Annotated in this window: 16 protein-coding genes and 1 tRNA gene; 10 read left to right on the forward strand and 7 right to left on the reverse strand. The window is 62.1% G+C overall.

Going from position 1 to position 14,744, the window contains the following annotated elements; translation table 11 throughout:
- Positions 1-15 precede the first annotated feature (15 nt).
- Positions 16-1,200, forward strand: coding sequence for an AI-2E family transporter (locus AC4GYY_RS01270; protein ID WP_491118047.1), 1,185 nt, complete (start codon positions 16-18; stop codon positions 1,198-1,200).
- 25 nt (positions 1,201-1,225) lie between these two features.
- A tRNA-Asp gene (locus tag AC4GYY_RS01275) sits at positions 1,226-1,302 on the forward strand.
- Between the two features lie 1,288 nt (positions 1,303-2,590).
- Here AC4GYY_RS01275 and AC4GYY_RS01280 read toward each other — a convergent pair.
- Positions 2,591-2,986: a hypothetical protein gene (locus AC4GYY_RS01280; protein ID WP_491118049.1), complete on the reverse strand. Its 396-nt coding sequence runs from the start codon at positions 2,984-2,986 to the stop codon at positions 2,591-2,593.
- 688 nt (positions 2,987-3,674) lie between these two features.
- Positions 3,675-3,977 carry a helix-turn-helix domain-containing protein gene (locus tag AC4GYY_RS01285; RefSeq protein ID WP_491118051.1) on the reverse strand — a complete coding sequence of 101 codons (303 nt, stop codon included), beginning with the start codon at positions 3,975-3,977 and terminating at the stop codon, positions 3,675-3,677.
- Between the two features lie 63 nt (positions 3,978-4,040).
- Here AC4GYY_RS01285 and AC4GYY_RS01290 point away from each other — a divergent pair, with 63 nt between their 5' ends.
- On the forward strand, positions 4,041-4,628 hold the full coding sequence (locus tag AC4GYY_RS01290) for a hypothetical protein (protein ID WP_491118053.1): 588 nt from the start codon (positions 4,041-4,043) through the stop codon (positions 4,626-4,628).
- 107 nt (positions 4,629-4,735) lie between these two features.
- The gene (locus AC4GYY_RS01295) at positions 4,736-4,939 is read left to right on the forward strand and encodes a hypothetical protein (RefSeq protein ID WP_491118055.1); all 204 of its coding nucleotides are present in this window, start codon (positions 4,736-4,738) and stop codon (positions 4,937-4,939) included.
- A gap of 515 nt (positions 4,940-5,454) precedes the next feature.
- On the opposite strand, the gene AC4GYY_RS01300 is transcribed toward AC4GYY_RS01295, so the two are convergent.
- The gene (locus tag AC4GYY_RS01300; protein WP_491118057.1) at positions 5,455-6,096 is read right to left on the reverse strand and encodes a GDSL-type esterase/lipase family protein; all 642 of its coding nucleotides are present in this window, start codon (positions 6,094-6,096) and stop codon (positions 5,455-5,457) included.
- A 99-nt stretch (positions 6,097-6,195) separates the two neighbouring features.
- Here AC4GYY_RS01300 and AC4GYY_RS01305 point away from each other — a divergent pair, with 99 nt between their 5' ends.
- The 3 genes from AC4GYY_RS01305 (at position 6,196) to AC4GYY_RS01315 (ending at position 7,877) form a co-directional block, all read left to right on the forward strand.
- On the forward strand, positions 6,196-6,387 hold the full coding sequence (locus AC4GYY_RS01305; protein WP_491118059.1) for a DUF6771 family protein: 192 nt from the start codon (positions 6,196-6,198) through the stop codon (positions 6,385-6,387).
- 5 nt (positions 6,388-6,392) lie between these two features.
- A complete protein-coding gene (locus AC4GYY_RS01310; protein WP_491118061.1) occupies positions 6,393-6,911 on the forward strand; it encodes a hypothetical protein in 519 nt (172 codons plus the stop codon).
- 201 nt (positions 6,912-7,112) lie between these two features.
- Positions 7,113-7,877, forward strand: a complete 765-nt coding sequence (locus tag AC4GYY_RS01315) for a sensor histidine kinase (protein WP_491118063.1) — start codon at positions 7,113-7,115, stop codon at positions 7,875-7,877.
- Between the two features lie 49 nt (positions 7,878-7,926).
- On the opposite strand, the gene AC4GYY_RS01320 is transcribed toward AC4GYY_RS01315, so the two are convergent.
- The 4 genes from AC4GYY_RS01320 to AC4GYY_RS01335 form a co-directional block, all read right to left on the reverse strand.
- Positions 7,927-8,454, reverse strand: coding sequence for a cytochrome P460 family protein (locus AC4GYY_RS01320; RefSeq protein WP_491118065.1), 528 nt, complete (start codon positions 8,452-8,454; stop codon positions 7,927-7,929).
- 81 nt (positions 8,455-8,535) lie between these two features.
- Positions 8,536-9,291: an SDR family NAD(P)-dependent oxidoreductase gene (locus AC4GYY_RS01325; RefSeq protein WP_491119266.1), complete on the reverse strand. Its 756-nt coding sequence runs from the start codon at positions 9,289-9,291 to the stop codon at positions 8,536-8,538.
- 155 nt (positions 9,292-9,446) lie between these two features.
- Positions 9,447-10,094: a response regulator gene (locus AC4GYY_RS01330; protein ID WP_491118067.1), complete on the reverse strand. Its 648-nt coding sequence runs from the start codon at positions 10,092-10,094 to the stop codon at positions 9,447-9,449.
- Entirely contained in the window at positions 10,091-13,072 is a 2,982-nt protein-coding gene (locus AC4GYY_RS01335) for a sensor histidine kinase (RefSeq protein WP_491118069.1), read from the reverse strand. The genes AC4GYY_RS01330 and AC4GYY_RS01335 overlap by 4 nt, the downstream gene beginning before the upstream one ends.
- 289 nt (positions 13,073-13,361) lie before the next feature.
- On the opposite strand from AC4GYY_RS01335, the gene AC4GYY_RS01340 reads away from it, so the two are divergent.
- The 3 genes from AC4GYY_RS01340 to AC4GYY_RS01350 all read left to right on the forward strand — a co-directional run bounded on the left by AC4GYY_RS01340 (position 13,362) and on the right by AC4GYY_RS01350 (position 14,644).
- Positions 13,362-13,610 carry a hypothetical protein gene (locus AC4GYY_RS01340; protein WP_491118071.1) on the forward strand — a complete coding sequence of 83 codons (249 nt, stop codon included), beginning with the start codon at positions 13,362-13,364 and terminating at the stop codon, positions 13,608-13,610.
- A 77-nt stretch (positions 13,611-13,687) separates the two neighbouring features.
- Complete coding sequence (locus tag AC4GYY_RS01345) at positions 13,688-14,278, forward strand: winged helix-turn-helix domain-containing protein (RefSeq protein ID WP_491118073.1); 591 nt, start codon at positions 13,688-13,690, stop codon at positions 14,276-14,278.
- A gap of 30 nt (positions 14,279-14,308) precedes the next feature.
- Positions 14,309-14,644, forward strand: coding sequence for a putative quinol monooxygenase (locus tag AC4GYY_RS01350; protein WP_491118075.1), 336 nt, complete (start codon positions 14,309-14,311; stop codon positions 14,642-14,644).
- The last annotated feature ends 100 nt before the right edge of the window (positions 14,645-14,744 follow it).

Genomic DNA, 14,744 nt, shown 5'->3' on the forward strand with positions numbered 1-14,744 from the left:
GAGCGAGGAGGATGCGTGGCCGATCTGGGAGTATCGACGGAGCCGGTGGAGGACGGGAGCGTCGTGCTTCGCCGGGACCGGTTGCTGGCGGCGTTGACGCTGATCGCCGGGATCGGGCTGTGCGTGGGGATGCCGTTTGCGCTGTCGGCGGGGTCCGAGTTCTTCCTGCCGACCGCCGCCGCCATCGTCATCGCGATCGCGCTGATCCCGTTGCTGGAATGGCTGGAGCGGCGCCGGATCCCCTCGGCAGTGGCGGCGCTGACCTGCGTGCTGCTGTTCCTGATCGCCGCCAATGTCGCGCTCGCCGCGATCGTGGTGCCGGCGACCGAGTTCTTCCGGCTGCTGCCGACGCGGATCGGGCGGATCCAGCACAATCTGGCACCGCTGCTCGATCTGTATTCGAATCTGGAGCATTATGCGAACCGGGCGATGCGGCAGATCGCGTCGACCCCGGTCCGTCCCTCGCCGACCTCCGCGGTGGCGCCGCCCAGCTCGATCCTCGAACTCGCCGCGACTTCGGCGCCCGGAGTGATCATCCAGACGCTCTACTCTATCCTCGTCGTGTTCTTCTTCCTTTCCGGCTGGTCCGGCATGCGCGAGCGCACGATCACCGGGCGGTCGAGCTTCGGCGGGGCGATGGCGACCGCGCGGGTGATCCAGGACGTGGTGGACGACGTGTCGGCCTATCTCGGCACGATCACCGCCATCAACATCGTGCTGGGGCTGATCGTCGCCTTCGCGATGCATCTGCTGGGAATGCCGTTCCCGCTGATGTGGGGCGGCATCGTGGCGCTGTTCAACTACATCCCTTATTTCGGGCCGGTCATCGCGGCGCTGCTGCTGGCGGTGGGTGGGCTGATGACCTTCTCGGACATCTGGACCGCGCTCGCTGCCCCGGCGACGATGTACGGGATTCACCTGGTCGAGGCGAACGTGGTGACGCCGTTGATCGTCGGGCATCGGCTGACGATCAACCCGGTGCTGATCCTCATCTCGATCAGCTTTTGGGGATGGGTGTGGGGGACGCTGGGCGCGCTCCTGGCGGTGCCGATCCTGATCATCGTCCAGACGATCGCGGCGGGTGCGGGCAAGCCCGACATCGCCGGGTTCCTGTTCGAGCACGGCGCGCTCGTCCGACCGCCGCGGGAGCGCGGGCGAGCGTCGAAATCCGTCGTTGACACCCCCGAGCCCCTTCCATAGAGGGCGCGCCTCAACGCTTTCTCAAGCGGGTGTAGCTCAGTTGGTTAGAGCGCCGGCCTGTCACGCCGGAGGTCGCGGGTTCGAGCCCCGTCACTCGCGCCACTTTTTCAGTTACTTAGCGGCAGTCTCGCCGGTTGCGAGATTGCCGGTTGATAAAGGATAAGCACGGGATAAGCGCGCGGATGAGATCCGCCCGGCAATCTCGCGCAGCTTGATGCCTCTAGCGTCAGGCTAGCACCGACAATTTCAGAAAGGCCTTGAAGCGTTCGCCACGACGACGGTGCGATCCTGTTATATATGGGCCAGTCGTTCTGCCGCTTAGCTCGTTTGAGCGGACCGCCTCCTCAAGTTGCCACCACCGAACAGCATGTGCGACCGGGCGGATATTGATTGCCGCCCCGCACCGCGAGCTCGTCAATCGAGCGCATTAGCCGTCAATAGGCTGGCCTGCAGAGTTAGCTTTTTGTGCGGAATGAATTCTGCTTCGGCGGACCCGCCGGGGTGTTCCTAGCAGCTCTGAGCAGGGATCGTAATCCCAAGTCGGCCAAGGGTGGGACCTACAAGGAACAGAAAAATTGGGCGACCCGGCACGCGCGACCCTCGCCGAACCTGCGGCGGATTGTCTTTGATCTGCGCACCGATACTACGCTGCCGAAGAATCGCGCTCCACATTCAAATTGCAACCGGACAGGAAGCCGATTCCAGTATCTATGACTTTGATTGACGAGCTCTGATACTAGCTTGTACGACAATAATCAAAAGCTACAGCTGGAACCTGCATCCTGGCTGAGGTATCAAGTCAGCACTTGAGCGGCCGGCGCGAAAAAACCTGGCATGATGTTCAAAGAGCGCGTTAGAAATCATCATTTTGACCGTGTACCATGTGGGATCAGTGTGAAACCGCTGAAATCGTGCGTTTGATCTGGTACACCTCGAATTTAAGTCGTGTTCTCCAGTGTTCTTGGGGGCTATGTTGACGACGCAGCGCTCGGATCAGGTCGCTTTTTGTGTACGACCCGGACCGTCGGATCGCAGATCGGCCATTGGTGAGTACGTCAACGAATTGTTGTAGCGCGAGAATCGGCGCCTGGGCAGTAGCGGGGCGAACTTACTCGTCCTTTTACCTGAAGGTACCCAAAAGCCGGTGTCCAGGAGGTGAAATGGAAAGGGGCATGGTATCGTCAGCGGGAGGGTGTTTAATGGCACGCTTTCGCTTCCTCCTGATCGGCGGCTAGCAGGCACCCATCCTGGACGTGCCGGTCTCGGGATCAGCGAAGCTCATCAGATGCTCGCTTGCAGCCGCTCCTTGAGGGCATCCTTGTGGAGGAGGGCGCAAGTTGCGGCGTGCTGATCCCGGCAGGGCGGATTCAGTTGTGGGTGAGGCGAACCCTTAGTAGTCGATGGTGAACCCCTCGCTCTTGCAGTTCCGGATCGCAATCGAGTGGGACACGGCCAGCAGATCGTCGCTACCGCCCGAGGGGACGCTCATAACTGAGCCGTCGTGAGCCCTCGTGATGCGCCCGGCCTTATCCCGAACCACGAAGACCTTGAATGGTCGAAAGCCGACGTATCCGCCCATCGCGTTCTTCGCATTCACGATGCCGCAGTACTCATCCGTTCCGGTCTGGTCCGGCCCGAGCTTGAACTGCGCGCTCTCCGGATCAGCAAGTCCCGACTGGATTTCGTGTTGTATCATCTGCCTCTCGGCCGGGGTGAGCGGCCGGGGTGCGGCGAACGCCGCTGCCGGAATGGCCGCGACGCAGATGGCGATGATGATTGACCTCACTGTGTGACTCTCCCGCGCTCGCCCGGCGGCAACGCCGGGACGGTTAGTCACGCGCGAACACGGGGAAGGCACGCCCCGCATATTCACCCCTCGCGGGGCTATTTTATTCAGCGGGCCGCCCGACTGAGCGGACCCGTGTTCCGTGCGTGATGCACACCCCGCGCTGGTGACTAAGCCATTGCGAGGCGCGACTGTGATACGACCTGCCAGGGCCTAAGTGCAAGGGGGGAAGCCATCCCGGATGGGGTCCCTCTACGCGACACCGGCGTGAGGGTGCCGGCCGCTCACGTTCGCAAGCTGACTCGGCTCAATGCCCACAGGGTAGACCGCGACAATCAGATTCGGTAGGTACCCAAAAGCGTCACGCATCCGGGTAAGAAGCGAGTTTTGCTGCCGTAAGGGGATGGCGGAATTCCACAGAGTCCAGACGACCTGCGATGTTCCTCTGGGCCGCATAGGAGGGCGACGAGTCATGGGGACAGTGGTCGTCTACCGCGCCGGTAGCGGGATCCCATCGTTTGATCGAACTCGTGAGCGCGAGCTATAGTGGTTCGGAGGGGCACCTACGGCGTGCTTTACCCCTTAGTAGGGGGTATCCGGTCTGGGTCCCCCGAACCGAAACCGGGGCCAAAATCAGGACGGCTGTTCGTCGTGCTACGCCGAAATTAGGGGTGGTCGACCGATGGGGCTAGGCGGGCGTGATTCCGCCTCCGGATCGCCGCCGCGCCTGCGAAGGCAATGGCTCAATCGCGCGAAGCCGCACGCCAGGGCCATGATCATCGGGCGGGATGAACATCACTCCCGCCTCCTCAAGCTTGCCCCTGAGAGCGTTCATGTTGGCAGTGGTGACCGGAGCAGGTCCATTGGTCGCCTCCGCTCTACGAACCGTGTTGACCGCCAATCCGGTCTGCTCGGCAATCTCGGCCACGGAGATGTTCAACAAGCCGCGAGCTGCGCGAAGCTGAGATCCCGTAACCACCTCGGTCGCCATCTGCGTTGACCTTTAGCACCAACATTGCAATATAACGCCAACGACTCGCATGGAGCGTGGTGCATGAGCTCTTCGAACAGCCTCTTTCCTGAATGTCCTCATCACGGCAAGCCGACGAAGCGCGACGTCTGCCGCGAGTGCAATGCGGCGTACATGCGGGGCTACCTTCGCCGTCGCCGACTCGAGCAGCCGGAGCGGTCGATCTGGGATCGTGCGTACAAGCGCGCCAAACAGCGCGGCATCACATTCGCGCTGCCCCGGGGATCGATCACGTTGCCGTTGACTTGCCCGGTTTTTGGAGTGCGGCTGGAGATTGGGAGTCGCCGAACAGGGGCGTCTCCGTCGCTCGATCGCATTGTGCCATCAAGAGGTTACGTGCCCGGAAACGTGCGCGTGATTTGCGACCGCGCCAACCGTCTCAAGGGCCCACATGACTTGTGCGAGCTTCAGGCTTTGGCCGACCGCGGAGCGGCGGAACACCGGGAGGATTATCGGAAGATTGTTGCCTACGTGGAGCGCGAGCTGATGCTTGGGCGTGTGATGGCCAAGGCGAGCCAGGGAGGCCGGATCGGTGAAGAGTGGCGCAGAATCGCCACGATCCTAGATCGTGTTTTTCGTCAGTCCCTGAGCAAATCTGAGTGTGTTGAGTGATCACAGCGGCTAGCACAGGCAGCCCGCCGAAAATTTAAGCAGCATTTTGGTACCAAAGGGCGCTTTATCGAGATCGTTTTCAGACTTTTTCGGCGATTAAGCAATCCATGGCGAATTTTCATTTTCATCTCTTAGGCTCTACCCAGGTGGTTGAACTTGATGTCGCCGTCGCCACGTTGGGCGAGCTTGCTGAGCGCATCACCCGCCAACGCTTTGTTGAGGGAAAGCTGGTACAGCCGGACGGCGACGGCGTTCTACTCGGCATGTTGATCGCGACGTCACGCATCCAGTGCGTGTTGGAAGTCTCCTGAATCACTGAGCCGCCAGGATCATGTAGTCTTTGCTGCCGCGTGGGCTTTACTAATGCGCGACATCCGCGGGGTTACCGTTCGCCGCCAAGGCACCCCGTCGCTTTTTCGTAAATCGACTCCGCGATCGGGGTGATCTTTGGCAGGTGCTGGTGCCGAGGAGCCGTACTGGCCGTGGAGGATCTCAGAACGGCTATTCGCGCCGACCGCCGCCGGAGCGATCAACGCCACCTCGGCGCGCTGCATGAAGCGGCGGCCGTCGGCGGGGAGATCGTGGACGGTGCCGTCACGAATGCTTCCCTGCCTCTCCCGTCACGGCTTCCGCCGAAATGACCACACCAGCGACGACAAACTGGTGACCAACGCCGCGCCGGCAAGCAAGAGTGATGCGTCGAGGGGAATCATGAAGCCTCTCCTTTTCGCCCGTCCATCTAGCCCAGTCCAGCACTGTAGGACAGAACGTAAAGAGAACGAAGTCTAAGAACGTGCTCCTCCCCTAGAGCGCCGCGCCCCGGTCCTTAGCTGGCAACCCTGCATCGGCGTCTTGGAGAGGATCGCTCCGGAGCTAAACCGGCGATCCGGTGGCCGCGACTGGGCCGTCGAGCAGCCGCACGACGGTCGGCAGCATTGCCCCGCGTGACCGCCGCGATCGCGCGCGCTTTTGGATGGACCCGGTCCCAGAGGACCATGTCAGGGTGCCCGAGCACGCCGGGGGGGAAGAAGCCGCAGGTGACGGCGCCCTGCTCCGCAGCGACCTCGGTGTGCAGCCCCGCGTAGGCGCGGGTGCGGTCGCGAAGAAACGCCGGCGGCTCGACGGTGGTCAACAGCACCGGCATCCCGCAACGACCAAGCTCGACGAGGATCGCAGACAGGTTCTCGCGGGTCTGTGCGGGCGGGACGCTTCTCAGCACATCGTTGGGTCCAGCCTGGACGATCGCGAGCGCGGGAAGCACCTGAAGCTTCGACAGCACCTTGGGCAGGCGGCGGCGGACGTCAGCAGTCGTGTCGCCCGACACGCCCGCGTTGATCACGCGCGCTCCGGCGTGGGTCGCCTGCAGCGTGGCCTCGAGCTGGGCCGGGAAGCTGTCGGTCTCCGCCAAGCCGTAGCCGGCGATTAGACTGTCGCCGATCGCTAGAATGAGAGGGGAAGAGGTTGGCATACGCCGCCGAGAGATAGGGAGCACACCGCCGTCATCAACTCGCCGCAGATCGCATCGACGGGTCTGGACGAATCAGATCAAAGAGGGAACAAGTTCGTCATGGACACGCCCTCGCCCTTCGCCCTCGCTGCCATGGTCCTCACCGCCCCCGGTTGGGTCAGAATCGGCATTGCCGCGCCGAGCGAGCGGATACGAGAGGCGGCGGCGCTCGAGTTGGGCGCGATCATCGCCGAGCGGATTATGCGTCCCGTCGAGGTCGCGCCCGCGGGACAGATGGCGCTGCCGCTGTAGGCGCCGTGGTCGGCCCGCCGAAGACCCTCTCCGACCTCCACCGCGTCGAGGCCCAGGTCAGGGTCACCTGTACGAGCTGCAAGGCGACCGAGATCTGGGAGCTGGATGCGCTGATCACCGAGGTGCGCAACAATGGCGGCAACACCGACTGGCGAACCGCTCACTATGCGCTGAAATGCCCCAAGCGCTGCCACTCGCCGATGATTGCGCTGCTGCCGATCCCGTTCGGGAAGGAGCGTGCGCGCAGGCGTGCGCACCGGTACGCACTCATCAACCTGGCGCTGGCGATCCTGCGGGAGGCAACGGCGCGATCAGCGAAGGAGGCGGTGGGCACGATCGAGGTCCGGCTCGCACTTCACGTGCTGCGCCCGTACGTCCGTGATCAGGCGCTGCTCACCGCGTTCTGGCGCGCGGCGACGGTCAAGGTGCGCCACCCCTGGACCAGCTGCCAGCTGCCGTACCGGCACATCGCCCAGCGGCTCATCGAGCAGGGCGCGCCGGTCGAGGACGAGAACCGGCCGTGACGGCCAGCTTACCTTACCCCCAACATTGTGCACTATCGATACGCATTCGCTAGTCGTGATCTACGACTTTGACACGCCGCACCGCATAACACGGAGAACCTATGTGATGTAGCATAGCTACTAACTCACATCGTCTTACTAGTCTCGCTCTTCACGGTTCAATAAAACCGAGTCCGTCAGTTTGACTAACATGAGATCCCCATGGAAAAAGTTGAACATCGGGTTCAAGCCAGCAACATGTTCACTCACGGGTCGCAGTGCAACAGAGAGGATTTGTCTGCTGTTGCGCACGATCTGTGCAACCACTTGCAGGTATTGGGCAGTGCCTTGAGTCTCATTCACCGTGCTATCGGTGCCACGTCGGCGGTCCTCGACCCGGTTTTCAGCGGCGCACGTGGCTCGCTTGAACGGGCTAGCCATCTCAGCCGTGCTATCGTCGATGCCGACCAAACTGTCTGCTCCTCGCTCGCCCGGATCTCGATCGCTCAGAGGCTTCAGGCGCTTCGTGAGACACTCCTTTTGGCATGTGGCTCCGAGACTACGATCACGTACTTGATCTGCGAGGACGTGCCGGCTGTCGAATGTCACCCGGAGTCGCTGGATGGGGCGATCCTTAACATTGTCGTGAACGCAAACCGCGCGATGCCCGCCGGCGGGCGCATCTCGATCACCGTGACGCGAGAGGGCTTCGGCGTGGATGGAATGCCGGAAGCGGTCCTTCGCATCGCCGACACAGGCTGTGGAATGCCGCAAGACGTCGCGGCACGCGCGTTCGAGCGCCGGTTCTCGACCCGACCAGCCGGTGAGGGCTCGGGGATTAAGCTCGCGATGGTTGCCGAGTTCGCGTCACGGGCCGGAGGGTCGGCGAATCTGGAAAGCGAGCCCGGTCTTGGTACGGTAGTCACGATCAGGCTGCCGGGCGTGATCAAAGCCGCGCGCAGCCGGGGACATGCCAGCGAGTGTTGAATGGAGCGCGATAGCGGTCGCAATGGCAAAAACGCTTCCGAGACAAAGTTCACGGCGAGTAGGCGGTGAAGATGAAGTCGTCTGGAGCGGGCAGCTTGGCGTGACACGCGAAGCACGTTCGCATCAGCGAAGCGTCTGGGTTAGCACGACCATGTTCGAACTGGCCGTACCCCCAACCGCCCGTTGGGGCATACCGACTAGCGTCCTTCACCTCGACCTGGACGTTGGTTGGATCACCCGCGACGAATGATTGCGGCTGGCCGAAGACCGCGTTGTTTCGGTCAGAGGGCACTAACTTCCAGGCAATGCGCACAAGGATCGCGCCGTCCGGAAAAGGCCTGTGCCCGCTGCGATACGCCCGCGTGGCGACATCATTACCGAGCACGACTCGAATGTCATCGAGCCTTCCTGCCTCGTGAGCGACGCTGATCACCGGCCACTCACGATATTTTGCAGGGAGACGCACGCCGAAGACCGGCGACGCGTCTGGCTCCGTTCGCCGGTCAGCAAGTGCGATCGTCCCGGTAAGGACGATAGCAGGTCCTAGGAGCCAACTTACCCAGCGTGAGCGATCCATTCAAACTGCTTCCTTGGACCCTCCCTCGTGGTGGTAGGCACCCGGCCGGGGTGGAGCGAGGTCAGCCGGGCGCCCGCGAGGTCAGACTTGCGCCGCCCCGCCATCCGCGAACAGCTCGGATCCGTTCACGAAGCTTGCATCGTGGGAGGCGAGAAACAGTGCCGCCTTGGCGATCTCCTCGGGCTCGCCCACCCGGCCGAGCGGGATCAGGGTGGCGAAATGGTCGAGCAGCTCCTGCTGGCGTGCGGCGTCGTCACCCGCCAGGCCGACCAGACCGGGAGTCCGGACCGGACCCGGGCTCACGACGTTAACCCGGATCCCAGTGCCTTTCAGGTCGATCGCCCAGCTGCGGGCGAGGTTGCGAACTGCCGCCTTGGAGGCCGAGTAGACGCTGAAGGCGGCGGTGCCACCGGAGCCGGCCGTCGACCCGGTGAGGATGATCGAGCCGCCCTCGCGCATCAACGGCAGCGCTTTCTGCACGGTGAAGATCACGCCCTTGACGTTGCGATCGAAGGTATCGTCGACATGCTCCTCGGTAATCTCGCCCAACGGTAGCGTGCTCCCGCCGCCGGCGTTAGCGAACAGCACGTCGACGCGGCCCGCGTTCGCGCCGACCTCCTCGTAGAGGCGATCAAGGTCGGCCAAGTCAGCCGAGTCGGCTCGAATGCCGACAGCACCTTCGCCGATCTCTGCGATCGCGCGGTCGAGTTCGTGCCGTCGCCGGCCGGTGACGAACACCTTGGCGCCCTCGGCTGCGAAAACCTTGGCGGTCGCGAGACCAATGCCGGTCGAACCGCCGGTGATGACGGCGACCTTGCCGTTCAGACGAAGACTCATCTCGAGATCCTTTCCTGAGACCGCAGTCCCGGGCGGCACACCAGGTGGCTGCCGGATAGCGACCACGTCGAACTTTAGCCGAGGCATTAGACCGACCGATAGAAAGCTGTCGTGAGATGGAGTGGATCAGCGCGTGCGGGTGTCTCGGTCCGCGGCTAGCGAAGCTGAATCGCGCCGCGGCGGAGCGCGGCAGTCACTGCATGCGTCCGATCGTTGACGTCGAGCTTGGCGAAGATGCTGCGCAGATGCGCCTTCACCGTATCGTCGGAAATCGACAGCTCCCAGGCGATCACCTTGTTCGACTTACCCTCGGCGACAAGCTGGAGCACTCCGATCTCACGTTGGCTGAGCACTTCCTCGCCCGAGTGGATTGCGATGTCTTGCGCGATCCCAGCGGGCAGGTAGCGACGACCGGCATGCACCGCTCGGATCGCATCCAGAAGTTCGCGGCGAAGGGTGCTCTTCAAAAGGTAGCTGGCAACCCCGGCTTTCAACGCCTGCACGGCCTGCATGTCCCCATCGTACGTGGTCAGAACGATGATGCGAGCGCCTGGTGACGTCGCGCGGATCCGCCCAATTGCTTCCAGTCCGCCCATCACCGGCATCTGGAGGTCCATCAGAGTCACGTCGGGGCGGACGGCTTCGAACATCGTCACCGCCTCCGCGCCATCCGCGGCTTCGCCGACAAGCGTCATGTCCGGCTCGTGTTCGATGATCATGGCAATGCCCGCGCGAAGCGCCGGGTGGTCGTCGACGCTCATGACGCGGATTGATCTCGGCAGGGGCGCGGACTCGATCATCATGATGATCCCCTTGCGCCTTCGTTCGCCTCCAGCGCAGGTGCGCCCGCATAGGCAAGACGGCCGGACACAGAAACGCTCACTTCGGTGCCCTGCGACAGGCTGCTGGCGAGCGTAAGCTTGCCGCCAGCGCGCTCGGCACGTTCGCGCATTCCAACAAGACCGAAATGTCCCGGACGTCGACCGGTCGAGGCGACGTCTGCCGGCAGGCCGCCACCGTCGTCTCTGACGCCAAGCTGGAAACGACGCCCGTATACCAACGCAACTTCGATCCGGGAGGCGCCGGAATGAGTAGCGGCATTCCGGATACCCTCCTCCGCGATCCGCACGATTTCCTCGCGGACCATCGCATCGAGCGGGCGAACGCGCCCTTCCACCGTCACCGTGACCGGCACGGAAGCGCCCAGGCGCCCACCGACTACCGCGATCGTGCCAGCGAGGTCCGCATCGTTGTCGGCAAAGCGGAGGTCGCTGACCCGGTTGCGACCTTCGGTCAGGACTGTCTCGGCCTCCTCAAGGGCCTGCTCGATCGATGGGCGCAACCCATCGTCGCGCGTCATTCGGTTCGCAACCGACTGGAAGCGAAGAACCAAGCCTTGAAAGCCTTGTAGAAGCGTATCGTGAAGCTCACGCGCGATACGTTCGCGCTCGGCAAGCTGGGCCTCGAGCCGCTCACGGACCCTGGCCGTCAGCTGCCTGGTTCGGAGGGAATAGGCGGCCCAGAGCACCAGCAGGCCAACCGCGGCGCACAGGAGCAGAAAGGATTTTGATTGTCGGAAGGTAGGGAGGACTGTCACATCCAAACTAGCGCCTGCGCGGTTCCAAACACCGTCCTCATTGGCGGCGATCACGTGAAATCGGTAATGGCCGGGCGCGAGGTTGCTATAGGACGCACGCCGAAGCATCCCGGCATCCGTCCAGTCGTCATCCGCGCCTTCCAAGCGGTAGCGAACCTTCACGCGCTCCGGGAGGCCGAGACTCAGCGCCTTGAAGTCGATCGCAATCGACTTGGCGCCCGGCGGCACTTCGAGATCGACAGGATCGCGGCGGTCTCGGCCATCGACGTGCACCATGCTGATCGCGACAGGCGGAGGTAGGCGGTTGACGAGGAGGTTGGCTGGATCCATCCAAACGGTGCCTCCCAGCGTGGCGAACCAAAGTCGTCCATCGCCGCCGCGAACGACGTCACGTTTCCCAAACGCGTGCCCACCTCCTGGAAGCCCGTCACGGAAGTCGAACAAGGTAACAGGCGGCTTCCAGCGCAAATCATCAAATGCGTGATTGAGGTCGGCAGTCGCGATCCGAACGATCGCGCGCCGGCACATCAGCCAGGTAAAGCCATCGCGGCTGGCGAAAATGCCGAACGTGCCAACGACCGCAGGCAGCCGGTCTCGACCAATAAAATTCATCCTATTATCGCGTAACCGCGCCAGGCCAACGAGCCCGCCAAGAAAGAGTGATCCATGCGACTCATAAATAGTTCGGATCTGGCGTATCGACTTAGGCCTATCGAGCGTAATCCGAGTGGACGAGTCGTCATGGATCATGAGCAGCGAGCGACTCGAGTCATAAGCTAAGATAGTTCCATCATCACGCCTTATTATCGGCCTGGCACCACCAGTATCATCATCTAATTCCTTTCTATGTAAGTGCCAAGTCACGCCTATCCGTTCAAAAATACCCTCTCCGGCAGTTAAAAATAGTCGTCCTTGTGCGTTCACCGCACAATCTATAATCGCCTGACGGGTAGCCGGGACGGGGAAATCCAACTTGTCGCCACGAGAGGACAGCAAATATAATCTTCTCCGAAGAACAATCCAAATATTGCCATTCGGACCTTGGCACATTGCCTCCGTCTCGCCTTTGTTATTTAGAATCATCTCCGGTGACCCGCCGGGACGGATTCTAAAGACTCCGTTGCGTTGTCCAGCGAATATCGTCCCATCGGATGCCGAAAGCAAAACACCTCCCCAAGTTGGCACCTCCGTAAGAAGGGGTTCAAGCATGACTGAGACTGGTCGAAATCGATCCAGGCCGAGTTCTGTAGAGACCCAGATGCTACCCTCGTGATCCTCGATGATATTAGAAGTATAGTCCGAGGTGAGTGTATCGGTTTGTTTGAATCGAGAAACCTTAGAATTCGCGATCTTTGACGAAATCTCCCCTGCGGCTTGCGGATTTCGGATTTTAAAAATACCAGACTCCGAGTTCCCCCAAATGTCGCCGTTTCTGTCAAAGAGGGCGCGCCGATTTCTCTGCCCATATGGGACCAAGTACGGGTGAGCAACCGCAGTGGTGGTGTTCACAACACGGACGCTGCCTTGATCACTTACCCACACCGCGCCGTTCTTGTCCTCTGCTAACGCGCCGATGCCGACGGGAACGAACGAGACGCGTTCGAAATGATGAGATCCCTCGCGCAGCAGGAATATTGCCGTGGTGGTGCTGAACCATAGGGTGCCATCATGCGCGACTAGCAGACTCGCGCCCTGCATGGGCGGCAAGCCCCAATTTTCGCCCACCTCGATCCACTTGCCTCGAGAATAGCGCACTAAAGGCTTCGAGCTGCGCCCCAGCAAGGCCCAGATAGCGCCATCGTGAGTCTGGGCAAACCGCGCCACATATTGGTTCGGGTTAGGAAGCTTGGTATCGCGTAGGACGCCGGAAGAGTAACGCGCAATTCCGCCTCTGCTGTAGCCAGCCCAAATGCTGCCGTTCCTGGCCACGAGCAACGCCGAAATACCGCTTCGATCTCCAATCCTGCGTTCAGCTGGGACGGCCTCGAAACTGAGGCCGTCAAAGCGGAAAAGGCCATCCGCCGCCCCTATCCACAGGTAGCCATCTCGCCCCTGCGCGAGAGCGAGGATGTTGGCAGGAGCGCCATCGTCCACCGTCCAGCGTGTATGTTTGTACTGGGCGATCGTTGACGACCATGGTTGCGCACGCGCCAACCCGGAGAGCACCGGGAATGCGAGTGCCATCAACCAAAACGCGCGACGTGAAGGACTCACCTTTTCTCCGGGACTAGCTTCAGCGCCACCTTAGACTTTTGGGGCTAGGAGCATAGTGCCCGAAGGGGCGAGCTGAGGCTCACCCGTTCGGCGGTTCCCCCTCGGGTGATCGCAAGCTAGCTGGATCGGCATGAGACATCGCTTTCAAGCTTACCCCGCGCAGGCTGGCGGGGTTGGGCTGCTCTTGCTGCGAGCCGCTGCTTCGACACTGCTCGCGCTACTCGCGGTCACCTGCGCTACGAGAAGCGCTTCCCTGACGATGCTGCTCGGTATTGCTGCCACGGCCATACTGCTCGGTGTCGGCACACGCTTGGCGGCGGCTTCATCGATAGTACTGGCGGTTGTAACCGTCGGCGGCATCGAGCCGGCGCGGCTCCTTCAGCATCTCGCTTCGCTTCTCGCATCGGTGGCGATAATGCTGACCGGCCCCGGAGCGCTGTCGGTCGACTCGGTTCGGTTTGGCCGCAGGACGATCCACGCCAACGTCGAGCCTGACACGAAGGTGTAGTGCCGGCCTTCCCCAGATGGGCTTCAAGCATCGGCGTGGCCGACGGATGATGACGCCGCACAGGGGAGAATCAGGCAATGAACCAGCTGAACATCGAGGCGATTGGCAGAGATGGCGAGGAACGACCCACTTACCGGGCCACTTCGGATCACGACAGATCGCTCCAGTTCGGTACCTACCGGGTCCAGCCCGGTGCCCGCACCTTGCTATCCAATGGCGCTGTCGTCCCGGTGGGAAGCCGCGCGTTCGACCTGCTGGTCGTCCTGCTCCGCTCCCGCGGCAAGGTCGTGACGAAGGACGAGATCGTACGCGAGGTTTGGCCGGCAACCTTCGTGGACGAAAGCAACCTGCGCTTCCAGGTCGGCGTGCTTCGGAAGGCGCTCGGCACCGAGCGGGACCGGATCAAGACGATCCCGGGCCGAGGCTATCTGTTCGTCAACGACGAGAAGGACGCAATCGCGGCACCCGTCGGCGCTTCGAATGGCGCGGCAACAGCCGCTCACGACGGGTCGTCTCGAAGCGTGATCCTCATCGTTGAGCCGAACGCGGAGGAAAGGAATGCGATGACCTTGCTCCTGCGCGCGTTGAAGGTCAGCGTGCTGAGCTTCCGGTCCGTCGACGAGGTCGCGGCCTTCGCGGTCTCACCACTTCGGCTAGCCGCCAATTAAGTCGGATCACCGTCTTTGGGGGAGCTTTCGATGCCAAAGCAAAAGGCGCGGCCGGCCTTTTTGATCTCCGCGACCTACGTCGTTGATCCCGTTGATACCGCCGCCTTTGGGGCGATCGCGGCACGGATGGCCGAAGCTGCTCATCGGAGGACGGGCAACACATTCCTTCATGCCGCACAAGACGTGCTGGATCCAAATGCCTTCCATCTCACCGAAGGCTGGGTCAGCCATGAGGCTTTTGAAGAGCATCTGCATGGTGACGAATTTCAGTCGGTACTCAAGGAGGCGCTGGCGCTCCGGATCGTGGCGCGCTCGGGAACCATGTATTTCGTGTCTGGCTCGCAGGTGCTCGAGATGCCGGCGTAGCTAGGGTGTTGGTGGTTAAGCGACGACGCATGTCGGACGACGTTTCGAACCTACTCCGGCGGAACCTTCGCGGCGTGTTCGGCGATGGCGAACCGAATCG

Source organism: Sphingomonas sp. SP6 (assembly GCF_058313435.1).

Coding starts and splice junctions, on each gene's coding strand:
- AC4GYY_RS01285 (WP_491118051.1), bottom strand. CDS start 3,977: ATGGCGACCGAGGTGGTTACGGGATCTCAGCTTCGCGCAGCTCGCGGC.
- AC4GYY_RS01290 (WP_491118053.1), top strand. CDS start 4,041: ATGAGCTCTTCGAACAGCCTCTTTCCTGAATGTCCTCATCACGGCAAG.
- AC4GYY_RS01295 (WP_491118055.1), top strand. CDS start 4,736: ATGGCGAATTTTCATTTTCATCTCTTAGGCTCTACCCAGGTGGTTGAA.
- AC4GYY_RS01300 (WP_491118057.1), bottom strand. CDS start 6,096: ATGCCAACCTCTTCCCCTCTCATTCTAGCGATCGGCGACAGTCTAATC.
- AC4GYY_RS01305 (WP_491118059.1), top strand. CDS start 6,196: ATGGACACGCCCTCGCCCTTCGCCCTCGCTGCCATGGTCCTCACCGCC.
- AC4GYY_RS01315 (WP_491118063.1), top strand. CDS start 7,113: ATGGAAAAAGTTGAACATCGGGTTCAAGCCAGCAACATGTTCACTCAC.
- AC4GYY_RS01320 (WP_491118065.1), bottom strand. CDS start 8,454: ATGGATCGCTCACGCTGGGTAAGTTGGCTCCTAGGACCTGCTATCGTC.
- AC4GYY_RS01325 (WP_491119266.1), bottom strand. CDS start 9,291: ATGAGTCTTCGTCTGAACGGCAAGGTCGCCGTCATCACCGGCGGTTCG.
- AC4GYY_RS01330 (WP_491118067.1), bottom strand. CDS start 10,094: ATGATGATCGAGTCCGCGCCCCTGCCGAGATCAATCCGCGTCATGAGC.
- AC4GYY_RS01335 (WP_491118069.1), bottom strand. CDS start 13,072: ATGGCACTCGCATTCCCGGTGCTCTCCGGGTTGGCGCGTGCGCAACCA.
- AC4GYY_RS01340 (WP_491118071.1), top strand. CDS start 13,362: ATGCTGCTCGGTATTGCTGCCACGGCCATACTGCTCGGTGTCGGCACA.
- AC4GYY_RS01345 (WP_491118073.1), top strand. CDS start 13,688: ATGAACCAGCTGAACATCGAGGCGATTGGCAGAGATGGCGAGGAACGA.
- AC4GYY_RS01350 (WP_491118075.1), top strand. CDS start 14,309: ATGCCAAAGCAAAAGGCGCGGCCGGCCTTTTTGATCTCCGCGACCTAC.